The 24,330-nt window shown below is 74.0% G+C and carries 21 protein-coding genes; 14 read left to right on the forward strand and 7 right to left on the reverse strand.

Annotation, left to right across the window (positions count from 1 at the left end):
• Positions 1-111: 111 nt before the first annotated feature.
• Together F8R89_RS21895 and F8R89_RS21900 are read left to right on the forward strand one after the other, a co-directional pair.
• Positions 112-705, forward strand: coding sequence for a hypothetical protein (locus F8R89_RS21895; RefSeq protein WP_151785526.1), 594 nt, complete (start codon positions 112-114; stop codon positions 703-705).
• 149 nt (positions 706-854) lie between these two features.
• Entirely contained in the window at positions 855-1,247 is a 393-nt protein-coding gene (locus tag F8R89_RS21900) for a hypothetical protein (protein WP_151785527.1), read from the forward strand.
• A gap of 48 nt (positions 1,248-1,295) precedes the next feature.
• On the opposite strand, the gene F8R89_RS21905 is transcribed toward F8R89_RS21900, so the two are convergent.
• Complete coding sequence (locus tag F8R89_RS21905) at positions 1,296-3,884, reverse strand: N-acetylmuramoyl-L-alanine amidase (protein ID WP_192806382.1); 2,589 nt, start codon at positions 3,882-3,884, stop codon at positions 1,296-1,298.
• 268 nt (positions 3,885-4,152) lie between these two features.
• Positions 4,153-5,040: a septum formation family protein gene (locus F8R89_RS21910; protein WP_151785529.1), complete on the reverse strand. Its 888-nt coding sequence runs from the start codon at positions 5,038-5,040 to the stop codon at positions 4,153-4,155.
• A 266-nt stretch (positions 5,041-5,306) separates the two neighbouring features.
• Here F8R89_RS21910 and F8R89_RS21915 point away from each other — a divergent pair, with 266 nt between their 5' ends.
• The 4 genes from F8R89_RS21915 to F8R89_RS21930 all read left to right on the forward strand — a co-directional run bounded on the left by F8R89_RS21915 (position 5,307) and on the right by F8R89_RS21930 (position 8,978).
• On the forward strand, positions 5,307-5,924 hold the full coding sequence (locus tag F8R89_RS21915) for an RNA polymerase sigma factor (protein WP_151785530.1): 618 nt from the start codon (positions 5,307-5,309) through the stop codon (positions 5,922-5,924).
• A 196-nt stretch (positions 5,925-6,120) separates the two neighbouring features.
• A complete protein-coding gene (locus F8R89_RS21920; RefSeq protein ID WP_151785531.1) occupies positions 6,121-6,963 on the forward strand; it encodes a hypothetical protein in 843 nt (280 codons plus the stop codon).
• A gap of 306 nt (positions 6,964-7,269) precedes the next feature.
• Entirely contained in the window at positions 7,270-7,932 is a 663-nt protein-coding gene (locus tag F8R89_RS21925; RefSeq protein ID WP_086868168.1) for an RNA polymerase sigma factor, read from the forward strand.
• Positions 7,932-8,978: a hypothetical protein gene (locus F8R89_RS21930; protein WP_151785532.1), complete on the forward strand. Its 1,047-nt coding sequence runs from the start codon at positions 7,932-7,934 to the stop codon at positions 8,976-8,978. The genes F8R89_RS21925 and F8R89_RS21930 overlap by 1 nt, the downstream gene beginning before the upstream one ends.
• A gap of 209 nt (positions 8,979-9,187) precedes the next feature.
• Here the strand turns inward: F8R89_RS21930 and F8R89_RS21935 are convergent, their stop codons facing one another.
• Positions 9,188-10,075, reverse strand: a complete 888-nt coding sequence (locus F8R89_RS21935) for a L,D-transpeptidase family protein (RefSeq protein ID WP_151785533.1) — start codon at positions 10,073-10,075, stop codon at positions 9,188-9,190.
• A gap of 163 nt (positions 10,076-10,238) precedes the next feature.
• On the opposite strand from F8R89_RS21935, the gene F8R89_RS21940 reads away from it, so the two are divergent.
• Positions 10,239-11,819 (forward strand): methylmalonyl-CoA mutase, encoded by a 1,581-nt coding sequence (locus tag F8R89_RS21940; RefSeq protein ID WP_151785534.1) that lies wholly within the window; start codon positions 10,239-10,241, stop codon positions 11,817-11,819.
• 78 nt (positions 11,820-11,897) lie between these two features.
• Positions 11,898-12,548 carry a leucine efflux protein LeuE gene (gene leuE / locus F8R89_RS21945; RefSeq protein WP_151785535.1) on the forward strand — a complete coding sequence of 217 codons (651 nt, stop codon included), beginning with the start codon at positions 11,898-11,900 and terminating at the stop codon, positions 12,546-12,548.
• A gap of 4 nt (positions 12,549-12,552) precedes the next feature.
• Here leuE and F8R89_RS21950 read toward each other — a convergent pair whose 3' ends face one another.
• Positions 12,553-13,965: an FAD-dependent oxidoreductase gene (locus F8R89_RS21950; protein WP_151785536.1), complete on the reverse strand. Its 1,413-nt coding sequence runs from the start codon at positions 13,963-13,965 to the stop codon at positions 12,553-12,555.
• Positions 13,966-14,036: 71 nt separating this feature from the next.
• Between F8R89_RS21950 and F8R89_RS21955 the strand changes: the two genes are divergently transcribed.
• Positions 14,037-14,687, forward strand: coding sequence for a TetR/AcrR family transcriptional regulator (locus F8R89_RS21955; protein WP_151785537.1), 651 nt, complete (start codon positions 14,037-14,039; stop codon positions 14,685-14,687).
• A gap of 31 nt (positions 14,688-14,718) precedes the next feature.
• Here F8R89_RS21955 and F8R89_RS21960 read toward each other — a convergent pair whose 3' ends face one another.
• Positions 14,719-16,062: a polysialyltransferase family glycosyltransferase gene (locus F8R89_RS21960; RefSeq protein WP_151785538.1), complete on the reverse strand. Its 1,344-nt coding sequence runs from the start codon at positions 16,060-16,062 to the stop codon at positions 14,719-14,721.
• Positions 16,059-17,036, reverse strand: a complete 978-nt coding sequence (locus F8R89_RS21965) for a glycosyltransferase family 2 protein (protein ID WP_151785539.1) — start codon at positions 17,034-17,036, stop codon at positions 16,059-16,061. The genes F8R89_RS21960 and F8R89_RS21965 overlap by 4 nt, the downstream gene beginning before the upstream one ends.
• 198 nt (positions 17,037-17,234) lie before the next feature.
• Here F8R89_RS21965 and F8R89_RS21970 point away from each other — a divergent pair, with 198 nt between their 5' ends.
• Genes F8R89_RS21970 through F8R89_RS21985 form a run of 4 tightly spaced genes read left to right on the forward strand, consistent with a single transcriptional unit; the run spans position 17,235 to position 21,884 of the window.
• The gene (locus tag F8R89_RS21970; protein ID WP_151785540.1) at positions 17,235-18,548 is read left to right on the forward strand and encodes a DUF6716 putative glycosyltransferase; all 1,314 of its coding nucleotides are present in this window, start codon (positions 17,235-17,237) and stop codon (positions 18,546-18,548) included.
• Between the two features lie 35 nt (positions 18,549-18,583).
• Positions 18,584-19,822 carry an N-acylneuraminate cytidylyltransferase gene (locus F8R89_RS21975; protein ID WP_151785541.1) on the forward strand — a complete coding sequence of 413 codons (1,239 nt, stop codon included), beginning with the start codon at positions 18,584-18,586 and terminating at the stop codon, positions 19,820-19,822.
• Between the two features lie 21 nt (positions 19,823-19,843).
• Positions 19,844-20,782 carry an N-acetylneuraminate synthase family protein gene (locus F8R89_RS21980; protein WP_151785542.1) on the forward strand — a complete coding sequence of 313 codons (939 nt, stop codon included), beginning with the start codon at positions 19,844-19,846 and terminating at the stop codon, positions 20,780-20,782.
• A gap of 37 nt (positions 20,783-20,819) precedes the next feature.
• Entirely contained in the window at positions 20,820-21,884 is a 1,065-nt protein-coding gene (locus tag F8R89_RS21985) for a hypothetical protein (RefSeq protein ID WP_151785543.1), read from the forward strand.
• Here F8R89_RS21985 and F8R89_RS21990 read toward each other — a convergent pair.
• Complete coding sequence (locus F8R89_RS21990) at positions 21,871-22,539, reverse strand: class I SAM-dependent methyltransferase (protein ID WP_192806190.1); 669 nt, start codon at positions 22,537-22,539, stop codon at positions 21,871-21,873. The genes F8R89_RS21985 and F8R89_RS21990 overlap by 14 nt on opposite strands.
• A 309-nt stretch (positions 22,540-22,848) precedes the next feature.
• Here F8R89_RS21990 and F8R89_RS21995 point away from each other — a divergent pair, with 309 nt between their 5' ends.
• Positions 22,849-24,069, forward strand: coding sequence for a M20 family metallopeptidase (locus F8R89_RS21995; RefSeq protein WP_151785544.1), 1,221 nt, complete (start codon positions 22,849-22,851; stop codon positions 24,067-24,069).
• The last annotated feature ends 261 nt before the right edge of the window (positions 24,070-24,330 follow it).

The following is a 24,330-nucleotide window of genomic DNA, read 5'->3' on the forward strand; positions in this document are numbered from 1 at the left end:
CCGGGCCGTCGCACGCAGTAAGGGGAAGTGCGGGCTCCGTGAGAAAGGAGCCCGACTGGGGCCTGTGCGGGGGCCCCGATCCTCGGAGATGACCCGCTTAGGGAGGCGTGGATGAGCCTGGTGGAACTGATCGCTCAGGCCGACGAGCGCGGACTGGCCGCCAGCGGGTTGGCTTGTTTGGATCGGTGCGTGCCGCTGCTCGGCGGTGACGACGAGGTGTTGCGGCCGCTGTGGGCGAACCTCGCGGCCGACGGCGACCCGGCCGCCTGGGGCGCGCTCCTCGAACAGGTCCGCGCCAAGCTGGGCGTCGCCGAGGTGGTGGACGACGAGGACATCGAGGACGAGGCCGCGCTGCTGGCCCGCCGGATGCTGGCCGCCGCCCCCGCCGTCCGCTCGGCCGCCGAGGCCCGCACCTGGGCCGACGCCTGCTCGGTCGCGTCCCTCCAGATCCACCGGCTCCTCGACCCCGGCCAGGACGACGGGACGGACGGGGCACTGGAGTCGGTGCGCGCCGCCGACGCGGGCGACGCGCGCCCCGAGGGCGTCTCCCCGCTCGTCGCCGCCGAACTGCGCCGCCAGGTCAGCGTCCTCGAACTCCTCGACAGCCACGGGGCCGGCGGGGTGCGCCGCGCCCTGGAGGTCTCGACGGAGGGCCGCCGCGTCCTGCGCGCGGTGGTCTCCCGCCGGGCCCGCGGCCGGGGCTGAGGCCGGCGGGCCGGGCTCGGCGCGCCCAAACCCCGCTTGCTGAGGGAGTCCTGTGCCCGTTTGGGAATGCCGTGCGACGGTCCTGCGCGGGTCCGGGGGAGTCGCCGGAAACGCGTGACGGATCGCCGGGCGGGCACGCTCTCCAGGGTGTGACGACTCAGCAGGAGACCAGGCCCGCGGCGGCGACCAAGCCGGTCCGGTGGGCGGCGGACATGGTGGCGACGATGCGCGAGGGGGCACGGCTGCGCCTGGACTACTCCGAGCAGAGTCTGTGGCGGGCCGACCGCGTGATCGAGGGACTGCGCCGGGAGGGGACGCCGTCGGCCGCCGCGGCCCATGTGCTGCGCGGCCTCGGCGCCTACGCGGGTGAGGTGATCGCCCGCCGGACCGGCGGAGAGTGGTGGACGTCCGGCGGCGACCACTGGATCCGTACGCCCGACGGGCGGCTGTGGGACCCGATCGACGAGGCCCGTCGCTGTTTCACCGGCGACGGGTCGCTGCGCCTGCTGTGCCGGGACGCGACGGGCGGGGCCCGCCGCTGACCCGGCGGTGCGGGGCGCCCGATCGGCCGGGCGCCCCGCTGCCGTGGGTCACGGCGTGAGCGTCTGCCCCAGGTGGGCGCCGGACGGCGTGCCCAGCGGAGTCCTGCTGAGGATGACGGTCTTGCCGAAGCCGGGGCCCGCGCCGCCGCTCGGGACGTACATGAGGATGCCGTTGCCGGCGTCCTCGCCCTCGACGCCCATGACCAGGTCGGCCCGGCCGTACCCGGTCAGGTCGGTGAGCGACACGGACGAGCCGGCCGTGTCACCGGACTCCGAGACGCCCGGCACCCCGGACGTGTCCTGGGAGAACGCGACCGAACCGGCGCCGGTCAGGCCGGACGCGGTGCCCTTGAGGAGCACCGACATACCGGCGTTGGACCGGTTGCCGGAGCGGCTGATGTCCTCGCCGGGCAGACCGACCAGGGCGTCCGCGTACCCGTCGGCGTTCTGGTCGGCGACCGACACCGAGCCGCCGAAGGCGTCACCGGCCTCGTTGGAGCCGGGGACGGACGCCGTGTTCTGGTGGATCACCTTCATACCGGTGGTGGTGAACCCGGCGGAGGTGCCGAACAGCATGGTCACCTGGCCGCCCGTGGCGGCACCCGACTCGGCGACGTACGGCTGGCCGATGACGATGTCGTCGTACCCGTTGCCGTCCACGTCCCCGGCCGCGACCGCGCGCCCGCCCTTGACGGAGAGGACGCCCGCCTTGGTCAGGCCCGTCGCCGAACCGGCGAAGCGGACCACCCGGCCGATACCGCCGGTGTCACGGTAGTTGAGGGCCACGTCCGCGTAGCCGTCCCGGTTGAAGTCGCCCGTGGCGGCGTCCAGGTACGCGATCGCGCCGGTGGCCGAGGTCAGCGTGCCGGTGCTGGTTTTCCCGCCGGTGAGCCGGGCGTTCCAGTTGCCGCCCCTGCCGGTGCCGGCCGCGAAGACGTCCGCCGTGCCGTCGCCGTCGAAGTCGCCGACCGCCACGGTCGAGCCGAGCCTGGCGCCGGTGGCCGTGACCGAGCCCGAGGTGGTGTACGAGAAGCCGGAGTCCAGCGCCGGGCCGTACAGCACGGTGACCGCGCCGCGGTCCGCGTGGCCGCTGGTGTCGTCCTCGCCGGGCACGCCGATCGCGAGGTCCGCGTAGCCGTCGCCGTTGACGTCGCCCCACGCCGTGGCGGTGCCGAACGCGTCGCCGGACTCGTGGGAGCCGGGCACCCCGGTGCTGCTCTGGCTGATCGTCCTCTTCGCCGCCAGGACGGGACCGGCGGTGCCACCCGGGACGACGGTGACGGTGCCGCCGCCGCTCAGCGCGCGGGGCGTGCCCGCGGCCAGGTCGGCCAGCCCGTCACGGTCGGTGTCCGAGGTGGGCAGGGCGTGCGAGATACCCGGCGTCGCGGCGAGCTGGGCGATCCGGGACAGCTTCGGGTACAGGTTCGCGCCCGGGCAGGCCGTGGAGTTGGTGTCCCGGTGCCCGAGGACCCGGGGCAGCGTGACGGAGGCGCCCAGCGGGAACTTGTTGCCGCTGGCCCCCTGCGGGACGCCGGACGTCAGAGCGACCTTGCCGGTCGGGTCGATGCCGTACATCCCGAACTTCCAGGCCACGATCCGGGCGATGGCGTCCAGGCCGGCCTTGGTCGGCTGGGCGCTCTCGAAGTTGCCGATGTACGAGATGCCGACCGTGTCGGTGTTGAACCCGGCGTCGTGCGCCCCGATGACCGGCAGGTCCATCCCGCCGCTGCGCCCCTCGAAGATCTGGCCGCAGCGGTCGACGACGAAGTTGTAGCCGATGTCGAAGTAGCCCTGGCTGAAGTGGGACTGCTGGATGGTCCGCATCCGGGCCCGCGAGTCGGCGCAGGACACCGTGTTGTCGGTGTCGACGCCGGTGTGGTGGATCACGGCGGCCTTGATCGTCTCGGCGTACGTCGGCGTGCCGTCGTAGTCCGTGGACGCGCCCCACTCGGCCTGCGTGATGATCGGCGGCTTCGCGACCGTGGAGGGCCGGGGCGCCGGGGCGGTCGGCGTGGGGGACGGGGACGCGGTGGGGGCGCCGGTGTCCGTCGGCGTGTCCGCCGGGACCGGGGCCTCGGTGGTCACCGGGTCGGTCGTGGCCGGCGTCCCGGTGGGCTCGTCGGTCGTCGCGGGGTCCGTCGGAGGGTCCGTCGGGGTCCGCGTCGCCGGGGCCGTGGTCTCCTCGGCGGAGAACGCGGCCGGGCGGGGCGCGCCCTGCGGGTCCGTGCCCGGGTCGAGCAGCTTGACGTCCATGCCGGACGGCTGGCCCTTCGCCTCGGTGCCGTCCGCGTTCACGACCCTCAGCTCGACGCCGTCGGAGTCACCGGTCCACACCGACTCCGTACCGCCGCGCAGAGCCGCCCGCTCGCCCTCCGCGCCGTCCGCCTGGCTGGGCTCCAGCGTGATCCGCCGCCACGCCGACCACTTCCCGGTGTCCAGGTCGCGGGTGCGCACCTCGGGCGTGCCCTTGGCCTGCGCCTCCGGGTCGTTCCAGGTCAGCACGACCGCGCTGAAGCGTGCCGTGCTCCGCCTCTCCAGGCCCTTGCGCCCCGCGCCGCGGTCCTTGAGCTTGAGCGTGTGGATCGCGGGCCCGCGGCTCTCGCGCGCGTCGTCGGCCTTCGTCGACGGATCGGCCATGGCGTAGGTCACCACGCCGGCGGCGCTCACGACCACGGCCCCCACGGTCAGCCACGCACGTCTCTTCAGACTGAGCGGCCTGTACGCATGAGTCTTACGAGGACTCAACTGTCCCACCCCTATGAGCAGTCACGGATGCCACACCTGTCACACAGGTGGCGTTTACACACAGCGCACTCACAGCCGAAACCGTCACCCGGCGCCGCACGGGAGGGACACGGCGACGGGGCCGGTCCGTCGTGGACGCGGCCCCGTCGGCGGAGGCGGGTCAGCCCGCCCAGACCTCGGCCTCGTCGGCCGGGACGGTGGTGGCCAGGCCCAGCTCCTTGCGGGCCGGGACCGACGCGTTGGGGTCGATGCCGTCGAACGCGGAGTCGTAGGCGATGTAGAACGCGTCGGCGTCGGCGGCGTTCGCGGCCTTCTTCCAGTCGGCGGCGGCCTTCTTCAGGGTCGCGCGCAGCTTGGCCACCTCGGCGCCCTTGACGTCCTTCAGCCCGTCGACGTGCGTGGTGAGGGCGGCCGCGACGGCCTTGGCCTGCTTCTTGTAACCCGCCAGGTCGTCCTCGACGGCGTCCTTCTCGGACTGGTTCGCCCACAGCGCCTCGTAGACGCCGTTCGAACCCTTCAGGAACGTGGCCTGCCCGGGCTCGAGGGACTTGGCGGTGTTCAGCGTGCCGCTGAACTTGCCGTCCTCCTTGGTGTACGTGCAGCTGACCGCGCGGTCGCCGGTCGCCCAGCTCTCCTTGGTCGGCGTGTAGTAGAAGAGCGACACGCCCTTGGGGAGCGCCCAGGTGTCCGGGGAGAACTTCTGCGCCTCGACCGGGCACTGGTCGTCCGCGATCGTGGAGACACCGTCCTCGCCCGGGAACTCCTTGCCCTTGTCGATCGAGAACTCGCCCACGACCTGACCCACATGGGCCTCCTCGCACGGCACGATCTCCACGGTGAGGGCCGTCCCCTCGGCCTTGCCGTTCGGGTTGTAGCAGTCACCGATGTCCAGGGAGAACACCGAGCGCTGGCGGGCGACCTTCTTCGCGCCGTCCTTGGCGCTGTCGACGGCGTCGGAGACGCCCGAACACCCCACCGCCCCGGCGGCGATCAGAGCGACGACGGCGGAGACGCCGCGGAGGGAGCGGGAGGGGGCATGGGTAGCCATGACGTGTTCATCCTCTTACTTGTTATTTATGGGGCGGGCACACCTCGCCCCGTGCGCCGGGGCCGAGGGGGCATCGGCCCTCACTCGCGGCATCTGACTCACGAGGCGCCGAGAGGGTTGTACGGGTCCTTGGACAGGACCGACACGGCTGTCACCAGTGACACTTCCGTGGTTCCAGGCGCTGTTGAGCGTGAAGGGGCGTGCGCAAGGGTGGGCGTACCGCGAGGTACGGATTCGCCACGAACCGGTACGGACGAGGACAGTTCTTGGCTCGAGGAGGGGAACCCCGGCGCGCGCTCGCGCACGACGGGGAACTGGGCGCGGCCGTCGCGCGGGCCCAGGAGGGCGACGAGGCCGCGTTCGCGGTCGCGTACCGGCTGGTGCAGCCGGGGCTGCTGGGATATCTGCGCGGTCTGGTCGGCGGCGACGCCGAGGACGTGGCGTCCGACGCCTGGCTGGAGATCGCCCGGGACCTCGGCCGGTTCACCGGTGACGGCGCCGGGTTCCGGGGCTGGACCGCGACGATCGCCCGGCACCGGGCACTGGACCATCTGCGCCGGCAGCGCGTACGGCCCCGGTCGTCCGTGCTGGAGCAGGACGTGCTGGACCTGCCCGACCCGTCCGGGACGCACGAGCGGGCGATGGAGTCGATCTCCACGGAACAGGCCCTGCGCCTGATCCGCGGACTGCCGAGGGACCAGGCCGAGGCGGTGCTCCTGCGCGTGGTCGTCGGACTCGACGGCCCCGCCGCGGCCCGCGTGCTCGGCAAGCGCCCGGGCGCGGTGCGCACGGCCGCGTACCGGGGGCTGAAGCGGCTGGCCGGCCAGCTCGGCGCGGCCGGTGTGACGGATGACGGCCCCGGGACGCTGGGGGAATCGACATGACCTGTGCGGGCGGACGCCCGGCGTGACATGCGTCGCGGGCGGTGGGCGCGGGTGAGTCGTACGGACGGACGGGACGTACGGACAGGGGAGACGTGGAGGCGCTACGGCTCCCGCGGACAGGGCTGTCCCACGCGGGGCGTATCCGCCCGGCGGGCCGGGAGCCGGCGCGGCGAAGAGGACGGGAACGGAAACGGACATGGGTGAACGGCAGAGCGGCGGTGCGACGCCCGGCCGTCGGCACGCGCACCCCGACCGGATGACGGCCCGTCACCCGTCCGCCCCCCAGGCCGTGCTCGACGACGCGGCGCTGGAGGCGCTCCTGTCCGCCGCCGTGCTGCGCGGGCACCGCCCGGACGCCGTGGGGGAGCAGCGGGCCGTCGCCGCGTTCCGGGCCGCGCGGGCCGAGGGCGCCCATCGGGCACGCACCCGGCGGCGGGACGACTGGCGGCCCCGCGAGCGCCGCCGCCTGGCGATGTCGGCGCGCGCCACCCTGTCGCTGCTTCTCGCCGGTCTCACGCTGGGCGGGGTCGCGGTCGCCGCGATCAATTCGTCCGGTCCGGCGGAGGCTCCGGAGGAGCGCCGGACGTCTCCGTCCGAAAGCGCTTCCCGCCCGTCGGCCGCGTCCTCCGCACGGCCGTCGGCGCCGCCGTCCGCCGCACCCCGGACCACCGCCCGCCCGGGCACCGCCCGCGACCTGGAGGCCAAGTGCCGTGCGTACGGCAAGGTCGAGGGCCGGGGCAAGGCGCTGGAGTCGACGGCGTGGCAGCGGCTCGTCGCGGCGGCGGGCGGCGAGGACGAGGTGGCCGCCTACTGCGCCGACCGGCTCGCGACGGCACCGGCCCGGCCCGGGAACGGCACGGCGGGGAACGGCACGGCCGGGACGCCGGCCACCGGCAAGGGGCAGGGCGGCACGGGGCAGGGCGGCACGGGGCAGGGCGGCACGGAGTCCGGACGGGGCACGCCGGGACAGGGCGCCGACGATGACGGGAACGGGAACGGGAACGGGAACTCCGGGAACCCCGGCAAGAACAAGGGCTGATCCGCGCCCGGAAGCGGCGCGACGCCGGCCAAAGCAACGGCCGGGGCCGCCACCCCCCACAGGAGAGGCCCCGGCCGTCGCGCGGCACGGGCCGCGCGGCGGCCCGTACTCTCTACAGCGCCATGAGTGCGTTTTCTGTCACACCCGGACGGCGGGACAGCCGAATCACGGGGTGGTTGCATGTTGTACAGACATGGACGAGCAGCGGTTTCAGGCCGTAACGTGCCTTTCGCGCCGGACGCGGAGGGTGTGAGACCACCGCAACGACCTGCGGTCCTGTGCCGCAACCATCAATTGAGGTATCCAGTGCTGGGGGACGACGCGGAGCTGACCACCGCGGTGCTTGCGGCGCAGGACGGGGACGAGACCGCGTTCCGTACTGTGTACCGCTCCGTGCACCCGCGGCTGCTCGGATACGTGCGGACGCTGGTGGGCGACCCGGACGCCGAGGACGTCGCCTCCGAGGCGTGGCTCCAGATAGCGCGCGACCTGGACCGGTTCAGCGGTGACGCCGACCGGTTCCGCGGCTGGGCCGCGCGGATAGCGCGCAACCGGGCGCTCGACCACATCAGGATGCGCGGACGCCGCCCCGCGATCGGCGGCGACGAGACGGAGCTGACCGGGAAGGCCGCCGAGTCCGACACGGCCGGCGAGGCCATCGAGGCCCTGGCCACCGACGGCACCCTCTCCCTCATCGCCCGGCTGCCCCAGGACCAGGCCGAGGCCGTCGTGCTGCGCGTGGTCGTGGGACTCGACGCCAAGACGGCCGCGCAGACGCTGGGCAAGCGCCCGGGCGCCGTACGGACCGCGGCGCACCGGGGCCTGAAGCGCCTCGCCGAACTGCTCGGCGACGATCCGGAATCGGCCGGGGTGCTCGACGCCCTGCCGCCGCAGCGAGAGCCGCGCCGCCGCGCGGTGACGTCCGCGAGTGTGACGCATCTGCGTACGCGGACGCAGAAGGATGTGTGATGGCCGACGAGCTGAACAGGTGGCTGGACCGCGAAACGGCGGAACGCTTGCTGCGGGGAGAGCCACTCGAAGCTGTCGACCCGGCCGACCGCGATCAGGCCGAACGGCTCGCCAAGACCCTTGAGGGCCTGACCGCCGAACCGGCCCCGACCTGCGGAGAACTCCCCGGAGAGGCCGCCGCGTTGGCGGCGTTCCGGGCGGCCCGCGCGGGCCGGGACACGACCGCCGCGACCCCCGGCGTCTCCGGTGGCCAGGCCGCCGGCGAGGTCGGCCTGGTGTGTCTCGGCGGCCCCGGCGACCGTCCGCGCCGTCCGCGCTGGGGGCGGCCCGTCCGGCTCGCCCTCGCCGCCGCGCTGGCCGTCGGCATGGTCGGCGGTGTCGCCGTCGCGGCCGGAACCGGAGTCCTGCCGACGCCGTTCGACGACGAGCCCGCCCGCCCCGCCGCCACGGTCCCCGCGCCGCCCGCGACGGAGCAGCCGCTCGTCTCGCCCTCCCCGGGAGGGGACACACCGGAGGGCACCGGACCCGGCGGGTCCGTGGCGTCCGCGGACCCCGGCGCGCCCGAAGGCGCGAAGCCCGGCGGCCCCGAGGACGACAAGGCCGGCGGTGACGGCCGGCACGGCTCCGGCGGCTGGTGGCGCGCTGTCGTCGCCTCCTGCCGTGACATCCGGGACGGCAAGGCGCTCTCCGGTGAGCGCAGACGCGCCCTGACCGGCGCGGCGGGCGGCCGGGACCGGGTGCGGACCTACTGCGAGAAGGTCCTGCGGGCCGTGGACGCCAGGGCCGGCGGCGACGCCGGGGACGACCGCGACCGGGACAAGGGCCGGGGCCACGGCGACGACGGCCGGCACGACGACGGCGACTGGAACGACCGGGGCGACACGCGCCACGACGACGAGGACGACGCCCCGAACGGCCTGACCCGCGGCGACGACGGCTCCGGCGACGGCCGGCACCATGAGGGCGACGGGCCCGCCGGACGCGGGGCGCCGCGTGCCGCCACCAGCCCGAGCCCCACCGCGTCCCTCTCGGTCGCAACTCGCTGACCTGCGGTTTTCCCGCCCAGCGGAAAAATCTTCGCGCCCGGAGTGACGTTTTCGGGCGCCCCGGCGCTGATCAGAGTGAGCCGACTGGTCATCGGCCCTCGCACAGAGCCGGGGTTCCCCCCGTACCTACGGCTCGTGCATCGGCGCGGGCGGGACACGTTCCCCCGGTCCCGCCCGCGCCCCACACTCCTCGCCCCACACGCCGGGCGTCACCGGTGAACGACGACCTTGTCGCCCGTCCGCACCCGCGCGAACATCTCCCGGATCGCCGGCTCGTCCGCCACGTTCACACAGCCGTGCGAGGCGCCCGCGTACCCCCGGGCCGCGAAGTCCGCCGAGTAGTGCACCGCCTGCCCGCCGCTGAAGAACATCGCGTACGGCATGGGGGAGTCGTACAGCGTCGACACATGGTGGCGTGACTTCCAGTAGACGCTGAACACGCCCTCCCGGGTCGGGGTGTACTCCGAGCCGAACCGCACCGGCACCGTCAGCTCCGTACGGCCGTCCACCATCCAGCGCAGCGTCCGGCTCTTCTTGCTGACGCACAGCACCCGCCCGGTCAGACAGCGCGGGTCCGGCGGGTCGGCCGGCTGCCCGCCCATCAGATACAGGTCCCAGGTGCCGGGCTCGCGCGTCATCCTCAGCAGCCGCTCCCAGGTGACCCGGTCCGTCCTGCCCGTCCTCGGCAGTCCCCGCTTGCCCTGGAAGCCCCGGACGGCCCGCTCGGTCAGGTCGTCGTAGACGCCGGTCGGCCCGTCGAAGAGCCAGGCGACCTGGCGCAGCCGCGCCTGCAGCTCCCGTATGTCGCGGCCCTCGTCGCCGCGCTCCCACAGGACGGCGGGCGCGGCCGGGGCGCTCGGCTTGTCGTCGGGCGACGCCGACTTCGCCGACGGTCCCGGTGACGGCTCGCCGCTCGGCAGCTCTATGCGCACCGGTGAGTGCCGTTCCCCGTCCGGCCCCTCGACCGTGCAGCCCGCGAGCACCGCGAGCGCCGCACCGCAGGCCAGCACGGCCGTCGGCGCGCGCAGCCCGCCCGTTCGCGCGCCCCGCCCGCCCCGTGCCCTGCGCGGTGTCCGCCCCATGCCCCTGGTACGCATCCAGGCCCCTGTCGTCTCATCGCGGCCACCCCCGGCCGTCCGGATGTCACTCGACATGTTCCCCGCGCGTGACCGGTGGCGAACCAGGCGGCATGGTGGAACACAGGAGTCACGGCGGCCGGACCGGCGCCCGGCACCCCCAGCGACGCGAGAGGCCCCCACCATGGCGCGTGAGTCGGAGTCAGGACTGCCCGTCGAGCCGGTCTACGGACCGGACGCGCTGCGGGGCTGGGACCCGGCCGAACGCCTGGGCGAACCGGGCGCCCACCCCTTCACCCGCGGTGTCTACCCCACGATGTACACCGGCCGGCCCTGGACGATGCGCCAGTACGCCGGGTTCGGCACGGCCACCGAGTCCAACGCCCGCTACCGGCAACTCATCGCGCACGGCACCACCGGACTGTCGGTCGCCTTCGACCTGCCCACCCAGATGGGCCACGACTCCGACGCGCCCCTCGCGCACGGCGAGGTCGGCAAGGTCGGCGTGGCCGTCGACTCGATCGACGACATGCGGGTGCTGTTCGACGGCATCCCGCTCGACCAGGTCTCGACGTCGATGACCATCAACGCGCCGGCGGCCCTGCTGCTGCTCCTGTACCAGCTCGTCGCCGAGGAGCAGGGCGTCGGCGCGGACCGGCTGACCGGCACGATCCAGAACGACGTGCTGAAGGAGTACATCGCGCGCGGCACGTACATCTTCCCGCCCAAGCCCTCGCTGCGGCTGACCGCGGACATCTTCCGGTACTGCCGGGCCGAGATCCCGCGCTGGAACACGATCTCCATCTCCGGGTACCACATGGCCGAGGCGGGGGCGAGCCCCGTCCAGGAGATCGCCTTCACCCTCGCCGACGGCATCGAGTACGTCCGTACGGCGGTCGCCGCGGGCATGGACGTGGACGACTTCGCGCCCCGGCTGTCGTTCTTCTTCGTGGCCCGGACGACGTTCCTGGAGGAGGTCGCCAAGTTCCGGGCCGCCCGCCGGATCTGGGCCCGGGTCATGCGGGACGAGTTCGGCGCCCGGAACCCGAAGTCGCAGATGCTGCGGTTCCACACACAGACGGCCGGCGTGCAGCTGACGGCCCAGCAGCCCGAGGTGAACCTGGTCCGGGTGGCCGTGCAGGGCCTCGCGGCGGTCCTCGGCGGCACCCAGTCGCTGCACACCAACTCCTACGACGAGGCGATCGCCCTGCCGACGGACAGGTCGGCGCGGCTGGCCCTGCGCACCCAGCAGGTCCTCGCCCACGAGACGGACGTGACCGCGACCGTCGACCCGTTCGCCGGGTCCTACGCCGTGGAGCGGATGACGGACGACGTGGAGGAGGCGGCACGGGACCTGATGCGACGGGTCGAGGACCTCGGCGGTGCCGTCGCGGCCATCGAGCAGGGCTTCCAGAAGGGCGAGATCGAGCGGAACGCCTACCGGATCGCGCAGGAGACCGACTCCGGTGAACGGGTCGTGGTCGGCGTCAACCGCTTCCGGCTCGACGAGGAGGAGCCGTACGAGCCGCTGCGGGTCGACCCCGCCATCGAGACGCGGCAGGTGGAGCGGCTCGCCCGGCTGCGCGCCGAACGGGACGGGCGGGCGGTGGAGTCGGCGCTGGCCGCGCTGCGTGGGACGGCGGCCGGCGACGGCAACGTGCTGTACCCGATGAAGGAGGCGCTGCGGGCCCGCGCCACGGTCGGCGAGGTCTGCGGCACCCTGCGCGAGGTGTGGGGCCGGTACGAGCCGTCCGAGACCTTCTGAGCGGGGCCGGCGGACAGGGCCGTCCCACCCTGCGGAACACCGGGTGCGGGCGCCCGGACGCGTGTGACACTCCTGTCCATGTTCGGCGTCATCGATCTCCCCACCTATCTGGCGGGCCTCGTCCTCATCATCCTGCTGCCCGGTCCCAACTCGCTCTACGTCCTGTCGGTGGCCGCCCGGCGCGGCGTCCGCGCCGGGTACACCGCCGCGGCCGGCGTCTGGTGCGGCGACGCCGTGCTGATGACCCTGTCCGCCGCCGGGGTCGCCTCGCTGCTCCAGGCGAACGACGTGCTGTTCGGGATCGTGAAGTACGCCGGCGCCGGCTATCTGACCTGGCTGGCGATCGGCATGCTGCGGGCCGCCTGGGCGATGTGGCGGACCCGCCGCGAGACGGCCGCCGCGGCCACGGGCGAGGCCCCGGCCGGCGAGGAGCGGCCCTTCCGCCGCGCCCTGGTCGTCAGCCTGGTCAACCCGAAGGCGATCCTGTTCTTCGTCGCCTTCTTCGTGCAGTTCGTCGACCCGGCCTACGCCCACCCGGCCGTCTCCTTCGTGGTCCTCGGCACCCTCGCGCAGCTGGCCAGCGTGCTCTACCTCAGCGCCCTGATCTTCAGCGGCACCCGGCTGGCCGCCGCCTTCCGCCGCCGCAGGCGCCTGTCGGCCGGGGCGACCTCGGCGGCGGGTGCGCTGTTCCTGGGCTTCGCGGTGAAGCTGTCGCTGGCGAGCGCGTAGCGGGTCAGGCGAGCCGCAGCTCCTTCGCGTACTCCGTCAGCCCCTCGGCGGTCGACCCGGCCCAGCCGACGTAGCCGTCGGGGCGGACCAGGAAGACGCCCGTGCCGTACGTGGCGTGCGCGCCGATACGGACCGTGGGCAGGGGGAGCGAGGGCAGCGCGGTGTCCGTGCCGACGGTCAGCAGGGTCCAGTGCGGGCCCCGGAACGCGTCGAAGAGCCGGACGCCGTCGGCCCGCGCGTCCGGGGCGCGGTCGCCCGCGCGGACCGGGCCGGGCTCGGGCCGGGTCTCCCGGGTGAGGGACGACTCCCGGTAGCCGAGGCCGAGCTGACGGGTCGCCTGCCCGCGCCGGACCTCGCCGCGGTGCACGCCGGTGGAGACGCCCAGCATGTGCGCGGCGACGGGCCGCCGCTCCTCCTCGTAGGTGGCGAGCAGGGACTCGCCGGCGCCGCCGCGCAGCACCGCGCCGAGCTTCCAGCCCAGGTTGTAGGCGTCCTGGACGCTGGTGTTGAGCCCCTGGCCGCCGGCCGGCGAGTGGATGTGCGCCGCGTCCCCGGCGAGGAACACCCGGCCGTCCTGGAACCGGTCGGCGAGCGCCATGCGCGGCCGGAAGTCGGAGGCCCAGAGCACCTCGGTGACGTCCTCGGGCAGCAGGTGCGAGCGCGCGGCGACGACCTTGCGCACGCCCTCCAGGGAGGTGTCGACGGTGGCGTCCTCGGGGAACCGGGCGACGACCTGGAACTCGTCCGTGCCGGCGAGCGGGCAGATCGCCAGGAAGGCGTCGTCCCCGCGGGGCGGGAAGAGGTGCCAGTTGTCGCGGTCCAGGCCGGTGATCCGGGCGTCGGCGACCAGGCAGGGCTGGGGGTCGACGTCCTCGCCGGTCATGCCGATGCCCAGGGACCGCCGGACCACGGAGCGGCCGCCGTCGGCGGCGACGGCGTAGCGGGCGCGCAGGGTGCTGCCGTCCGCGAGCCGGGCGGTCACGCCGTCCTCGTCCTGGGTGAGCCCGGTCAGTTCGCTGCCGAAGGCGACCTCGCCGCCCAGTTCGGTCAGCCTCGCGTGCAGGATCCGCTGGGTCCGCCACTGCGCCACCATCCACGGCTCCTCGTACGGGGATGCCTCGGTCGGCACGGCCGGCTCGGACATGTGGTGCTCGCCGGCCCGCTTCCCGTCCTGCCAGACCATGCCGACCGGGTAGGTGCCGCCGGCCGCGCGGATGGCGGGGAGCACGCCGAGGTCGTCGAAGACCTCCAGGGTGCGGGGCTGGAGGCCCTTGCCGCGCGAGCCGGGGAAGAGCTCCCCGGCGCGCTCCAGGACGAGCGCGTCCACGCCGCGCCGGGCCAGGTCGATTTCGAGGGTGAGGCCGGTCGGCCCCGCGCCCACGATCAGGACGTCCGTCGTACGGGCATGCTCGGTCATCGCGTCACTCCTTAACGCTGTTAAGTGCCGTCTGTGCCGAGCGTGCCCTTAACGGCGTTAAACTGTCAAGCGTGAGCACCGAACGCCGCGCGCCCCTCGACCGAACCCGGGTCGCCGACACCGCCCTGAGACTGCTGAACGAGGTCGGCCTGGACGGGCTGACCCTGCGCGCCATCGCCCGCGAGCTGGACGTGAAGGCGCCCGCCCTGTACTGGCACTTCAAGGACAAGCAGGCGCTGCTGGACGAGATGGCGACGGAGATGTACCGGCGGATGGTCGCCGGGACCCCCCTGGACCCCGGCGACACCTGGCGCGAGCGGCTGCTGAAGACGAACCGCGGGCTGCGCGCGGCGCTGCGCGGCTACCGCGACGGCGCGAAGGTGTTCAGCGGCTCACGGTTCACCGGCATGGTGCACGCCGAGCAGATGGAGGACAGCCTGCGGCTGTTCACGGCCGCCGGCTTCACCCTCGCCCAGGCGGTCCGCGCGACCTCGACGACGTACGCCTACACGCTCGGCTTCGTCACCGAGGAACAGGGCGTCGAGCCGCTGCCCGGCGAGCGCCGCGAGGGCTACGACATCGAGGAACGCGCCCGGATGATGGCGGACTACCCGCTGTCGGCCCAGGCCGGCGCCGAGATCTTCGCCGACTACGACCAGCACTTCGAGGAGGGGCTGGAACTGGTGATCGCGGGCATCGAGGCCCGCTACGGGATCGGCTGAGCGCCGCCCGCCCCGGCCCGGGGCGCGCCGGTCAGGAGGCGCCCCCGCGGGCCGACCGGCGCAGGTCCCGCGCCCGCCGGGCCACCCGCCGGACCGTGGCGTTGCGCGGGATGAACGCCAGCTGCGCGGGCAGCCCGCCCGGCAGCCCCAGCGAGGTCAGCCGCCGGCGCTTGAAGTAGCGCAGGGTGCCCTCGTCCTGATGGAGCGCCAGATACCGCTCGGTCTCCGCACGCAGGCCCGGCAGGATCCTCGGCTGCATCGCGAAACCGACCGCCCGCACCAGCGCGGACAGCGCCTCGACGTCCCGGCCCGCGCGCCGCCCGGCGACCGCCGCCCCGTCCTCCAGCGCGGGCAGCAGCGCGTCCACGATCGTGACGGGCACCCGGTTGCTGTTCTCGTACGGCGTCAGCCGCTCCAGCAGCAGTTCCGTGCCGACGCGGGCGACCGGCAGGCCGTACAGCGCGGACGCCGTGAGCAGCGCGGTGGAGAAGCAGCCGGCCACCAGCGCGGGGCGCGTCCGCTGGAACAGCACCTCGGCGAGGACCGGCCGGTCGCAGACGACGAGCTCGGCGCCGAGCCGCCCCGCCTCCTCCTCCAGGCTGCGGGTGAACCGCGCGGGCGCCGAGGGGTGCGGCTTGAACACCACCCGCTCATGCCCGAGCGCCACCACGCCCCGCAGCATCCGCAGATGCAGGGCGTCCTCCTCCTCGGGGGTGAGGATGCCGAGCGCGGACAGGTACTGGCCGAGCAGCAGCGCCGGCTCCCCGGCGTCCGGCAGGCCGTCCTCCCCGTCCGCGAGGTCGGCCAGCACCTTCGTCAGGGCCTGCGCCGGCACGATCTCCGCCGGGACGCCGAACTCGGTGAGCAGCAGCGGCGCGAGACCCGGCACCAGGTCGACGTGCAGCACCCGGTCCACCCGGGTGCCGACCAGCGGGTCGATCCTGTTGCGGGTCGGGCCGTAGGTCATCAGGCCGTCGGCGTAGACGGTCACCGGGGCGCCCGTGAAGATCCGGGCGAGCGCCAGCGACGGGTCGACCTGGATCGACTCCACCGCCAGCGCCACGTCGTCGTCACCGAGGCGCCACTCGTGGCGCACGAACCGCTCCCACAGCGGCAGGTCGTCCGCCCGGGGCGCCCAGCCGCCGGGGTGGAACGGGAAGATCGTCTCGTTGTACGACAGCACGTCGTCGAAGCGGTCGCGCAGCCGCCCGAAGCCCGGCAGGGTCTCCAGGCCCGGCGTGGTCTCCGGGGTCGCCGCGTTGTTGCAGACCAGCAGGATCCGCCGGTCCGCGGGGCCGAAGCAGCCCGCGTCCAGGGCGGCGGCCAGAGTGGCGGCGCCGTACAGCGTGGACGCCTGGAAGATCTGGGTCGTCACGCGGCGGCCCCCACGACGGCGGGACGGCGGCGCAGCCGCCGCAGCCGGGTGGCGCGCCCGGTGTCCATCGAGTCCAGCGCCTCCTCCAGCACGTCCTGCGGCAACCGCCGCAGCGCCCCGGCGCTCATCGCCTTCAGTTTTCTCGCCACCGCCGGTTCGAACCTCTCGATGGACGCCAGATGATGGGAAATGATCGCGCAATACGTGCGCACGGCTTTCGGCAGCAGGACGTCCGCCGCGGGGTCCGCGGCGGTTTCCGATACGACCTGGTCGAATGCGCGGATGAAATCCAATTGCCGTACGTCACCGATCTGCGTCAGGGAAGAGGCGACCCCGCGCCGGTAGAAGACACCGAGCAGGCCGGAAATCGCGAAGGAGTCCGCCTCCCGGTGCAGCCGCCAGATCCACGGCCGGTCCTCCGCGGTGCGCAGCCCGTCGGTGAAGTGCAGCAGCCCCCGCTCCACCAGCCGGCGGTGGTAGATCCCCGCCCAGGCGTACGCGTAGTCGACGGACGTCGAGCGGTCGGCGGGCAGGATCGCGTCGCGCGGGCGCAGCACCACCCCGCGCCGGCCGTGCGGCACCCGGTGCACGGCGCGCGCCCGCCCCGTGCACTGGACGTGGTCCGTGCGCACGAAGTCGCAGCCCAGCGCCTCGATGGTGGCGACGAGGCGGTCGTAGTGGCCGGGGGCGAGCCAGTCGTCACCGTCCAGGAACGTCAGGTACTCGCCGCGCGCCCGGTCGATCCCGGTGTTGCGCGCGGTCGCCAGACCTCCGTTCTCCTCGTGCCGCACGAGGACGGCGCCCGGCAGCTCGCGCTCGGCCCGCGCGAGGATCTCCGGGGTCCCGTCGCGCGAGCAGTCGTCGACGAGGATGAACTCGAAGTCGTCGCGCGCGTTGGCGCGCAGGCTCCGAAGGGTGTCGGGCGCGTATTGCCGCACATTGAAGAACGGCACGATGACGGAGAGCTTGACCACGGGAAAGACCGTAGGGCGCGGTCCGGCATTCGTCTTGACGCCTTCCTTGAATGCGGGTGAACGACGTGTGGCGAACCCGTGAACCGGGCTTTCTCCCGGCCCTCACCCGGCCCGATTCGCCGTTCGTCGGTGCGCTGTTCACCTTTTGTTGTGTTCGGGTTGGGCGGGTGCTCCGAAAGCCTTCCTAGCGTCCTCGACGTGCCAGTACGTACGACGAAGACCCGGCGAACGGCCGTGCTCGCGGATTCCGACACCCGGTGGAAGTGGGGAGCGCTCACCGCGCGCCGCATCGCCCCCGAGGACGCGGACCTCCGCCTCGACGGCTACCTCCTGCGCGGCCGGGCCACGCCCACCGCCCGCCAGCTCCAGGAGACCGGCGCCCCCGCCGACTCCCTGCGCGAGGTGACCGCGGCCGAGTTCCTGCGCGCCATGGAGCGGGAGCCGTACGACGTCCTCGTCCTCGCCCTGGTCGGCGGCGGGGTGCAGGCGATGCTGCACGGCCTGCGCGCCGTGTGGAAGGACCGCCCCGGACGCCCCGTCGTCGTCACCGGCCATGTCGGCGTCGTCTACGAGAAGCTCGCCGACGGCCTGCTGCTGCGGCACGGCGCGGACCTCGTCCTCGCCAACTCGCGGCAGGACGCCGAGCGTTTCCGCGCGGTGTACGAGGGGGTCGGCGCCGACGCCTCGGCGGTGACCGAGGTGGCGCTGCCCTTCCTCGGCGGTGCCCCGCACACCGGCGAACACGAGCCGTACACCGTGGTGTTCGCGGCCCAGCCCTCCGTGCCGGGCGACCGCCGCGACCGCGCCTACCTGCTGGACCGCCTCGTCCGGCACGCCCGCGCACACCCCGAACGCGAGGTGCTGCTCAAACTGCGCTCCCGGCCCGGCGAACACACCACCCACCTCGAGGAACTGCCGTACCAGAGACTGGCCCGCGGCCGGGACCTCCCGCCCAACCTCCGGCTGGTGTACGGGCACATGGGGGAGGTGCTGGACCGCACCGACCTGCTCGTGACCGTCAGCTCCACCGCCGCCCTGGAGGCCCTGCACCGCCGCGTCCCGACCGCCGTCCTCACCGACCTCGGGGTGCGCGAGTCCCTCGGCAACCACCACTTCGTCGGCTCCGGCTGCCTCGCCTCCTGGGACCAGCTCGACGCCGGGCACCGGCCCGAGCCGGACGAGGAGTGGCTGGCCCGGCAGGGCGTGGCCGCCGACGGCACCTACGCCACGGCGTTCGACCACGCCCGCGACCGCGTCGCCCGCCTGCTGGACCGGCCGGGCGGCCTGCCGCCGCTCGCCCCCTGGTACACCCCGCAGACCGCGCCCGGCTATCTGCCCGGCGTCCTCGCCCGCCACCACCTCGGCCCCGACGGCCTGCCGCTGCCCGGAGCGCCCGCCGCCGGCACGGCGCCCGGCCCCGTCCGGCGGATCGTGCGCCGGGCCGCGCGCGGCGCCTACCGGCACGGCGTCCAGCGCGTCGCCCCCGTGATCCGGCGGATGGGCGAGCTGTGACCGGGCCCCGACGTCCCCCCGCACAAGGAGAACCCATGACCGACCCCGTAGCGGGCCACGGCGTTTCGAACCGCCGGGTGCTCGCGGTGATCCCCGCACGCGGCGGCTCCAAGGGCGTGCCCGCGAAGAACCTCGCCCCGGTCGGCGGAGTCCCGCTGGTGGCCCGCGCGGTGCGCGCCTGCCGGGCGAGCCGGCTGGTGACCGACGTCGTCGTCTCCACCGACGACCCGGCCATCGCCGCCGTCGCCCGGGAGGCCGGCGCCGAGGTCGTCCCGCGGCCCGCCGCGATCGCCGGGGACACCGCCACCTCCGAGGCGGCGGTCCTGCACGCCCTCGACACCCACGAGGCGCTGCACGGCACCCCCGTCGACGTCGTGCTGCTCGTCCAGTGCACCAGCCCGTTCCTCGACCGCGACGACATCGAGAAGGTCGCCGCCGCGGTCGCCGAGGACGGCGCCGACACCGCCGTCACCGTGGCGCCCTTCCACGGCTTCGTCTGGCGCGAGAGCGGCGAGAACGGGGAACCCGGCGAGGGCGGTCAGGGCGTCAACCACGACAAGGCCGTGCGCCCGCGCCGCCAGGACCGCCCCCAGGACCTCCTGGAGACCGGCGCCGCCTACGCCATGGACGCGGCCGGCTTCCGCACCCACCGGCACCGCTTCTTCGGCCGCACCGACCTCGTGCGCACCGACCCCGCCCGCGTGCTGGAGATCGACGACCCGCACGACCTGGCCCGCGCCCGCGCGCTGGCCCCCCTCCTCGACACGGCCCGGCCCGGCGCGCTCCCCTCGTACGCCGACCTCGACGCGGTCGTCCTGGACTTCGACGGCACCCAGACCGACGACAGGGTGCTGATCGACGCCGACGGAAAGGAGTTCGTCTCCGTGCACCGCGGCGACGGACTCGGCATCGCCGCCCTGCGCAGGAGCGGCCTGAAGATGCTGATCCTCTCCACGGAACAGAACCCGGTCGTCGCCGCCCGCGCCCGCAAACTGCGGATCCCCGTGCTGCACGGCGTCGACCGCAAGGACCTCGCACTCAAGCAGTGGTGCGAGGAACAGGGCATCGCGCCCGAGCGCGTGCTCTACGTCGGCAACGACGTCAACGACCTCCCGTGCTTCGCCCTCGTGGGCTGGCCCGTGGCGGTCGCGAGCGCCCACGACGTCGTCCGCGGCGCCGCACGCGCGGTCACCACCGTCCCCGGTGGCGACGGCGCGATCCGGGAGATCGCCGGCTGGATCCTCGGCCCCTCCCTCGACTCCCTCCCCCAGTAGGCCCACGTGAGGAAAACCCTGATGAGCACCCACTCCCGTCTGCGCACGTTCGGTTCGCGCGAGGTCGGCCCCGGCCGCCCCGTCTACATCTGCGGCGAGATCGGCATCAACCACAACGGCGAGCTGGAGAACGCCTTCAAGCTCATCGACGTCGCCGCCGAAGCCGGCTGCGACGCCGTGAAGTTCCAGAAGCGCACCCCCGAGATCTGCACCCCCCGCGACCAGTGGGACATCGAACGCGACACCCCCTGGGGCCGCATGACCTACATCGACTACCGCCACCGCGTGGAGTTCGGCGAGGACGAGTACCGGCAGATCGACGCGTACTGCCGGGAGAAGGGGATCGACTGGTTCGCCTCCCCGTGGGACGCCGAGGCCGTCGCCTTCCTGGAGAAGTTCGACCTGCCCGCCCACAAGGTCGCCTCCGCCTCGCTGACCGACGACGAACTGCTGCGCGAGCTGCGCGCCACCGGCCGTACGGTCATCCTCTCCACCGGCATGTCCACCCCGCGCCAGATCCGGCACGCCGTCGAGGTCCTCGGCTCCGACAACATCCTGATGTGCCACGCCACCTCGACCTACCCGGCCAGGGCCGAGGAGCTGAACCTCCGCGTGATCAACACACTGGAGAAGGAGTACCCGAACGTCCCGATCGGCTACTCCGGCCACGAGACCGGCCTGCAGACCACGCTGGCCGCCGTCGCCCTCGGCGCCGCCTTCGTCGAGCGCCACATCACCCTGGACCGCGCGATGTGGGGCTCCGACCAGGCCGCCTCCGTCGAGCCGCAGGGCCTCACCCGCCTCGTCCGGGACATCCGCACCATCGAGGCGTCCCTCGGCGACGGCGTGAAGAAGGTCTACGACTCCGAGCTCGGCCCGATGAGGAAGCTCCGCCGTGTCTCCGGCGTCGTCGCCGAGGCGGAGATCGCCGCCGCGGCCGGCGAGCCGGTCACGGTCTGAGCCCGGACACCACGAGGCAGGGGACGGTCGTACGCCGATGAGCCGCCGCGCCGGGAACGCCGGCCACTCCACCCTCGCGTTCGTCGAGAGCCCCGTGCAGCTCCTCAACATGCTGGAGTGGGCCCACGCCCGCGCGCCCGGCGCGGCGCTCACCCTCGTCGTGCTGTCCCCGACCGATCCCATGACACGCGGCCAGCTCCGCCGGATGGCCGAGCTGGCCCGCGAGGAGGGGCACACGGTCCGCTGGGAGGAGGCCCGCGGCGGCGCCACGGCCCCCGTCCGCACCATCGGCGGTCTCGCGGCCCTGCTGCGCGGCGCCGGGCGGATCGTCCTGGGCGACCCGTTCTCCCGGTATGTGCAGCTCCTGCTGACGATCACCGGCGCCGGGGACCTCGTCGTCGTCGACGACGGCACCGCGACCATGGAGTTCGTGGCGCAGCTCGCCCGCGGGGAACGGCTCGTGCGCTGGCACCGCAAGGGCGGCCGGCCCGGCCCCCGCGACCTGCTGTTCGCACCGGTGTCGGCGACCGCCCGCAGACGCCTCACCCCGGGCGTGCGGCGGACCGTCGAGGTCTTCACCTCCATGCCGGTGGAGGAGACACCGCCCGGGGTGACGGTCACGGCGAACGTGTTCGCCTGGACCCGGGACCGCTTCGGCCCGCCCCGCCTCACCAAGGGCGCCGACCTGGTCGGCACGTCCCTGGTCGAGACCGGGGTCGTGGACGGCGACCGGTACCTGGACGCCGTCCGGGCCCTGGCCGCGGCGCACGGCGCCACGCGTTACTTCGCCCACCGCCGCGAGAGCGCGGAGAAACTGCACCGGCTGGCGGTCGGCACGGGCCTGGAGGTCGTCCGGCCCGACCTTCCCCTGGAGCTGATCGCCCGCCGCGGCCCCGTCGGCCGTACGGTCCTGAGCTTCCCGTCGACCGTCGTGCACACCCTGCCCCTCGCCCTGGCCGGCACCGGGGTCCGGGTCGCCGTGTGCGACATCGACCCGGCCTGGCTGACGGCACACGCCTCCCCGCGCGCCCGGGGCTTCCTGTCGGACGTCACCGGCACCGCCCGCGACGCCCACCGGCTCCCCGCGGTCAGCGCGAGGTGACCCCGTCCGGCCTCTCGGCGAGCAGAAAGGCCCGCGGGCGCCTCTCCTCCCCGACGGGCTCCCGCACCGTCCGCGCCGTCACCCGCAACCCGGCCTCCGTCAGCCTGGCGGCGACCGCCTCGGGTGTCCGCCAGTGATAGGTGAGATCGACGTCCCGGCCGAACCGCTCGGCGAGATGCATCCGGGCCTCCGCGTCCCCGGACTGGAAGGCCAGCAGCACCGGCGCCCCCGGCCGCAGCACCCGGGCCATCTCGGCGCACGCCTCGGACAGCCGCTCGTCGGGGAGATGGATGGTCGAGTACAGGGCGACGATCCCGCCCAGCGTCCCGTCCGGCAGGTCCAGCGCCGTCATCGAGCCGACGTGGAAGCGCAGCGCGGGATGGGTGCGGCGGGCCAGGGCCACCATGCCGGGGGACAGGTCCACCCCGAAGACGGTGAGGCCGAGCCCGTGCAGATGGGCGGTGACCGAACCGGGCCCGCTGCCGAGGTCGGCCACCGGGGCCGGGGCGTGCGCGCCCGCCAGGCCGGCGAAGGCGCCGATCAGCGCCCGGTCCAGCGGATGGCCGTCGGAGGGCCGGTTGGGGAACCGCTCGGTGTAGGCGGTGGCGATGGTGTCGTACGAGGCCCGCGTGGCCTCAAGGAAGTCGGCTGGCACCCCCGCGACTCTAGGAGCTGCCGGGCGGGCGTGTCCGGGAGTTGAGCCTGGGCACCCGGTCCGACAGGTGAACACGACCGACAGTTCTGTCGTCGGCGTGGTATCCGTGGAGTATGGGGCAACCCGCGTCGCCGTCACGCTCCGTCGACCTCCCAGGTCGGCTGGGTGAGCGGCGCGTGAGTTTACCCACCTGAACACCTCCCTACGCGTCGGACGACCAGATTTTCTTCCCCGAACGGGTTGAACTTTTGTTGATCGAGGGTCAGTCGGCCGTCTCGGCGTCCTACCCTTCAGAGGGTGAACCAAGAGATGTCCGCAGAGTCCGAGGCCGACCAAACCGGAGAATCAGCCCTGCCCGGCACCGTGCCGGAAGCGCTGCGCGCCGAGCTCATCGAGTTCCGGCGCGACCTCCACAAACACCCTGAGCTGGGCAATCAAGAGTTCCGCACGACCGCCGCGATCAAGGCCCGCCTGGAGAAGGCCGGCCTGAAGCCCCGCGTCCTCGCGAGCGGCACCGGCCTCGTCTGCGACATCGGCGAGTGGGACGGCGGACGCCCCATGCTCGCGCTGCGCGGCGACATCGACGCGCTCCCCATCCCGGACACGAAGAGTGAGTGCTCCTACCGCTCCACCGTGCCCGACCGCGCCCACGCCTGCGGTCACGACGTGCACACCACCGTGGTCCTGGGCGCCGGCCTCGTCCTCGCCGAGCTGGAGCGGCGCGGACAGCTGCCCCGGCCGGTGCGCCTGCTCTTCCAGCCCGCCGAGGAGGTCCTCCCCGGCGGCGCCGTCGAGGCCATCGCGAACGGCGTGCTCGAAGGCGTCGGCCGGTTCCTGGCCGTGCACTGCGACCCCAAGGTGGACGCGGGCCGGATCGGCCTGCGCGAGGGCGCCATCACCTCCGCCTGCGACCGGCTGGAGATCTCCCTGGACGGGCCCGGCGGCCACACCGCCCGCCCGCATCTGACGACCGACCTCGTCACCGCCGTCGCCCGCGTCGTCACCGACGTGCCCGCGATCGTCGCCCGGCGCGCCGACGCCCGCAGCGGACTGTCGGTGACCTGGGGCCGCGTCGAGTCCGGTCACGCGCCCAACGTCATCCCGCAGCACGCCGAGGTGGCCGGAACCGTGCGCTGCCTCGACCTCGACACCTGGCGGCAGGCACCCGACCTGGTCGTCGCCGCGATCGACGAGGTCGCCAACCTGCACCGCGCCAAGTCGGAGATCAACTACGTGCGGGGCGTCCCGCCCGTCGTCAACGACGCCGACTCCACCGACCTGCTGCGCGAGGCCATGACGGCCCGGCGCGGCGCCGACTCCGTCGAGTCCACCGAGCAGAGCCTCGGCGGCGAGGACTTCTCCTGGTACCTGGAGCACGTCCCCGGCGCCATGGCCCGCCTCGGCGTCCGCCACCCGGGCGACCGGATCGGACGTGACCTGCACCAGGGCGACTTCGACGTCGACGAGTCGGCGATCGCGGTCGGCGTGGAGCTGTTCACGGCGGCGGCCCTGCTCGACGCCCGCCGCTGACCGGGGGGCCCGCGGACCGGCCTGGCGCACCCCGCCACCCGTCTCGCCCACTCGGCTTGCGACCGCCCGGGGGCCGGGGGAGTGTGGGCGATGGCGGGCGGTCCGGAGCGCTGCCGCGCGGAAGGCACCGTGGGTGCGGTCGCCCCATGTGTGCCTTTCGATCCGGTGGTTCACAAGGACGTAACCGGCCATCGGCACGAATGGATAACGGCACGGCGAAACCCCGTTCCCAGGAGTGTCTACGCGCGTTAATGTGCGCCG

The sequence above is a fragment of the Streptomyces sp. SS1-1 genome, from assembly GCF_008973465.1.
Lineage (GTDB): Bacteria > Actinomycetota > Actinomycetes > Streptomycetales > Streptomycetaceae > Streptomyces.

Bases quoted from the DNA above. Each gene is read 5' to 3' on its own strand.
- F8R89_RS21895 (WP_151785526.1), top strand. From the start codon at position 112: ATGAGCCTGGTGGAACTGATCGCTCAGGCCGACGAGCGCGGACTGGCC.
- F8R89_RS21905 (WP_192806382.1), bottom strand. From the start codon at position 3,884: ATGGCCGATCCGTCGACGAAGGCCGACGACGCGCGCGAGAGCCGCGGG.
- F8R89_RS21910 (WP_151785529.1), bottom strand. From the start codon at position 5,040: ATGGCTACCCATGCCCCCTCCCGCTCCCTCCGCGGCGTCTCCGCCGTC.
- F8R89_RS21920 (WP_151785531.1), top strand. From the start codon at position 6,121: ATGGGTGAACGGCAGAGCGGCGGTGCGACGCCCGGCCGTCGGCACGCG.
- F8R89_RS21930 (WP_151785532.1), top strand. From the start codon at position 7,932: ATGGCCGACGAGCTGAACAGGTGGCTGGACCGCGAAACGGCGGAACGC.
- F8R89_RS21935 (WP_151785533.1), bottom strand. From the start codon at position 10,075: ATGCGTACCAGGGGCATGGGGCGGACACCGCGCAGGGCACGGGGCGGG.
- F8R89_RS21940 (WP_151785534.1), top strand. From the start codon at position 10,239: ATGGCGCGTGAGTCGGAGTCAGGACTGCCCGTCGAGCCGGTCTACGGA.
- leuE (WP_151785535.1), top strand. From the start codon at position 11,898: ATGTTCGGCGTCATCGATCTCCCCACCTATCTGGCGGGCCTCGTCCTC.
- F8R89_RS21950 (WP_151785536.1), bottom strand. From the start codon at position 13,965: ATGACCGAGCATGCCCGTACGACGGACGTCCTGATCGTGGGCGCGGGG.
- F8R89_RS21975 (WP_151785541.1), top strand. From the start codon at position 18,584: ATGACCGACCCCGTAGCGGGCCACGGCGTTTCGAACCGCCGGGTGCTC.
- F8R89_RS21980 (WP_151785542.1), top strand. From the start codon at position 19,844: ATGAGCACCCACTCCCGTCTGCGCACGTTCGGTTCGCGCGAGGTCGGC.
- F8R89_RS21985 (WP_151785543.1), top strand. From the start codon at position 20,820: ATGAGCCGCCGCGCCGGGAACGCCGGCCACTCCACCCTCGCGTTCGTC.
- F8R89_RS21995 (WP_151785544.1), top strand. From the start codon at position 22,849: ATGTCCGCAGAGTCCGAGGCCGACCAAACCGGAGAATCAGCCCTGCCC.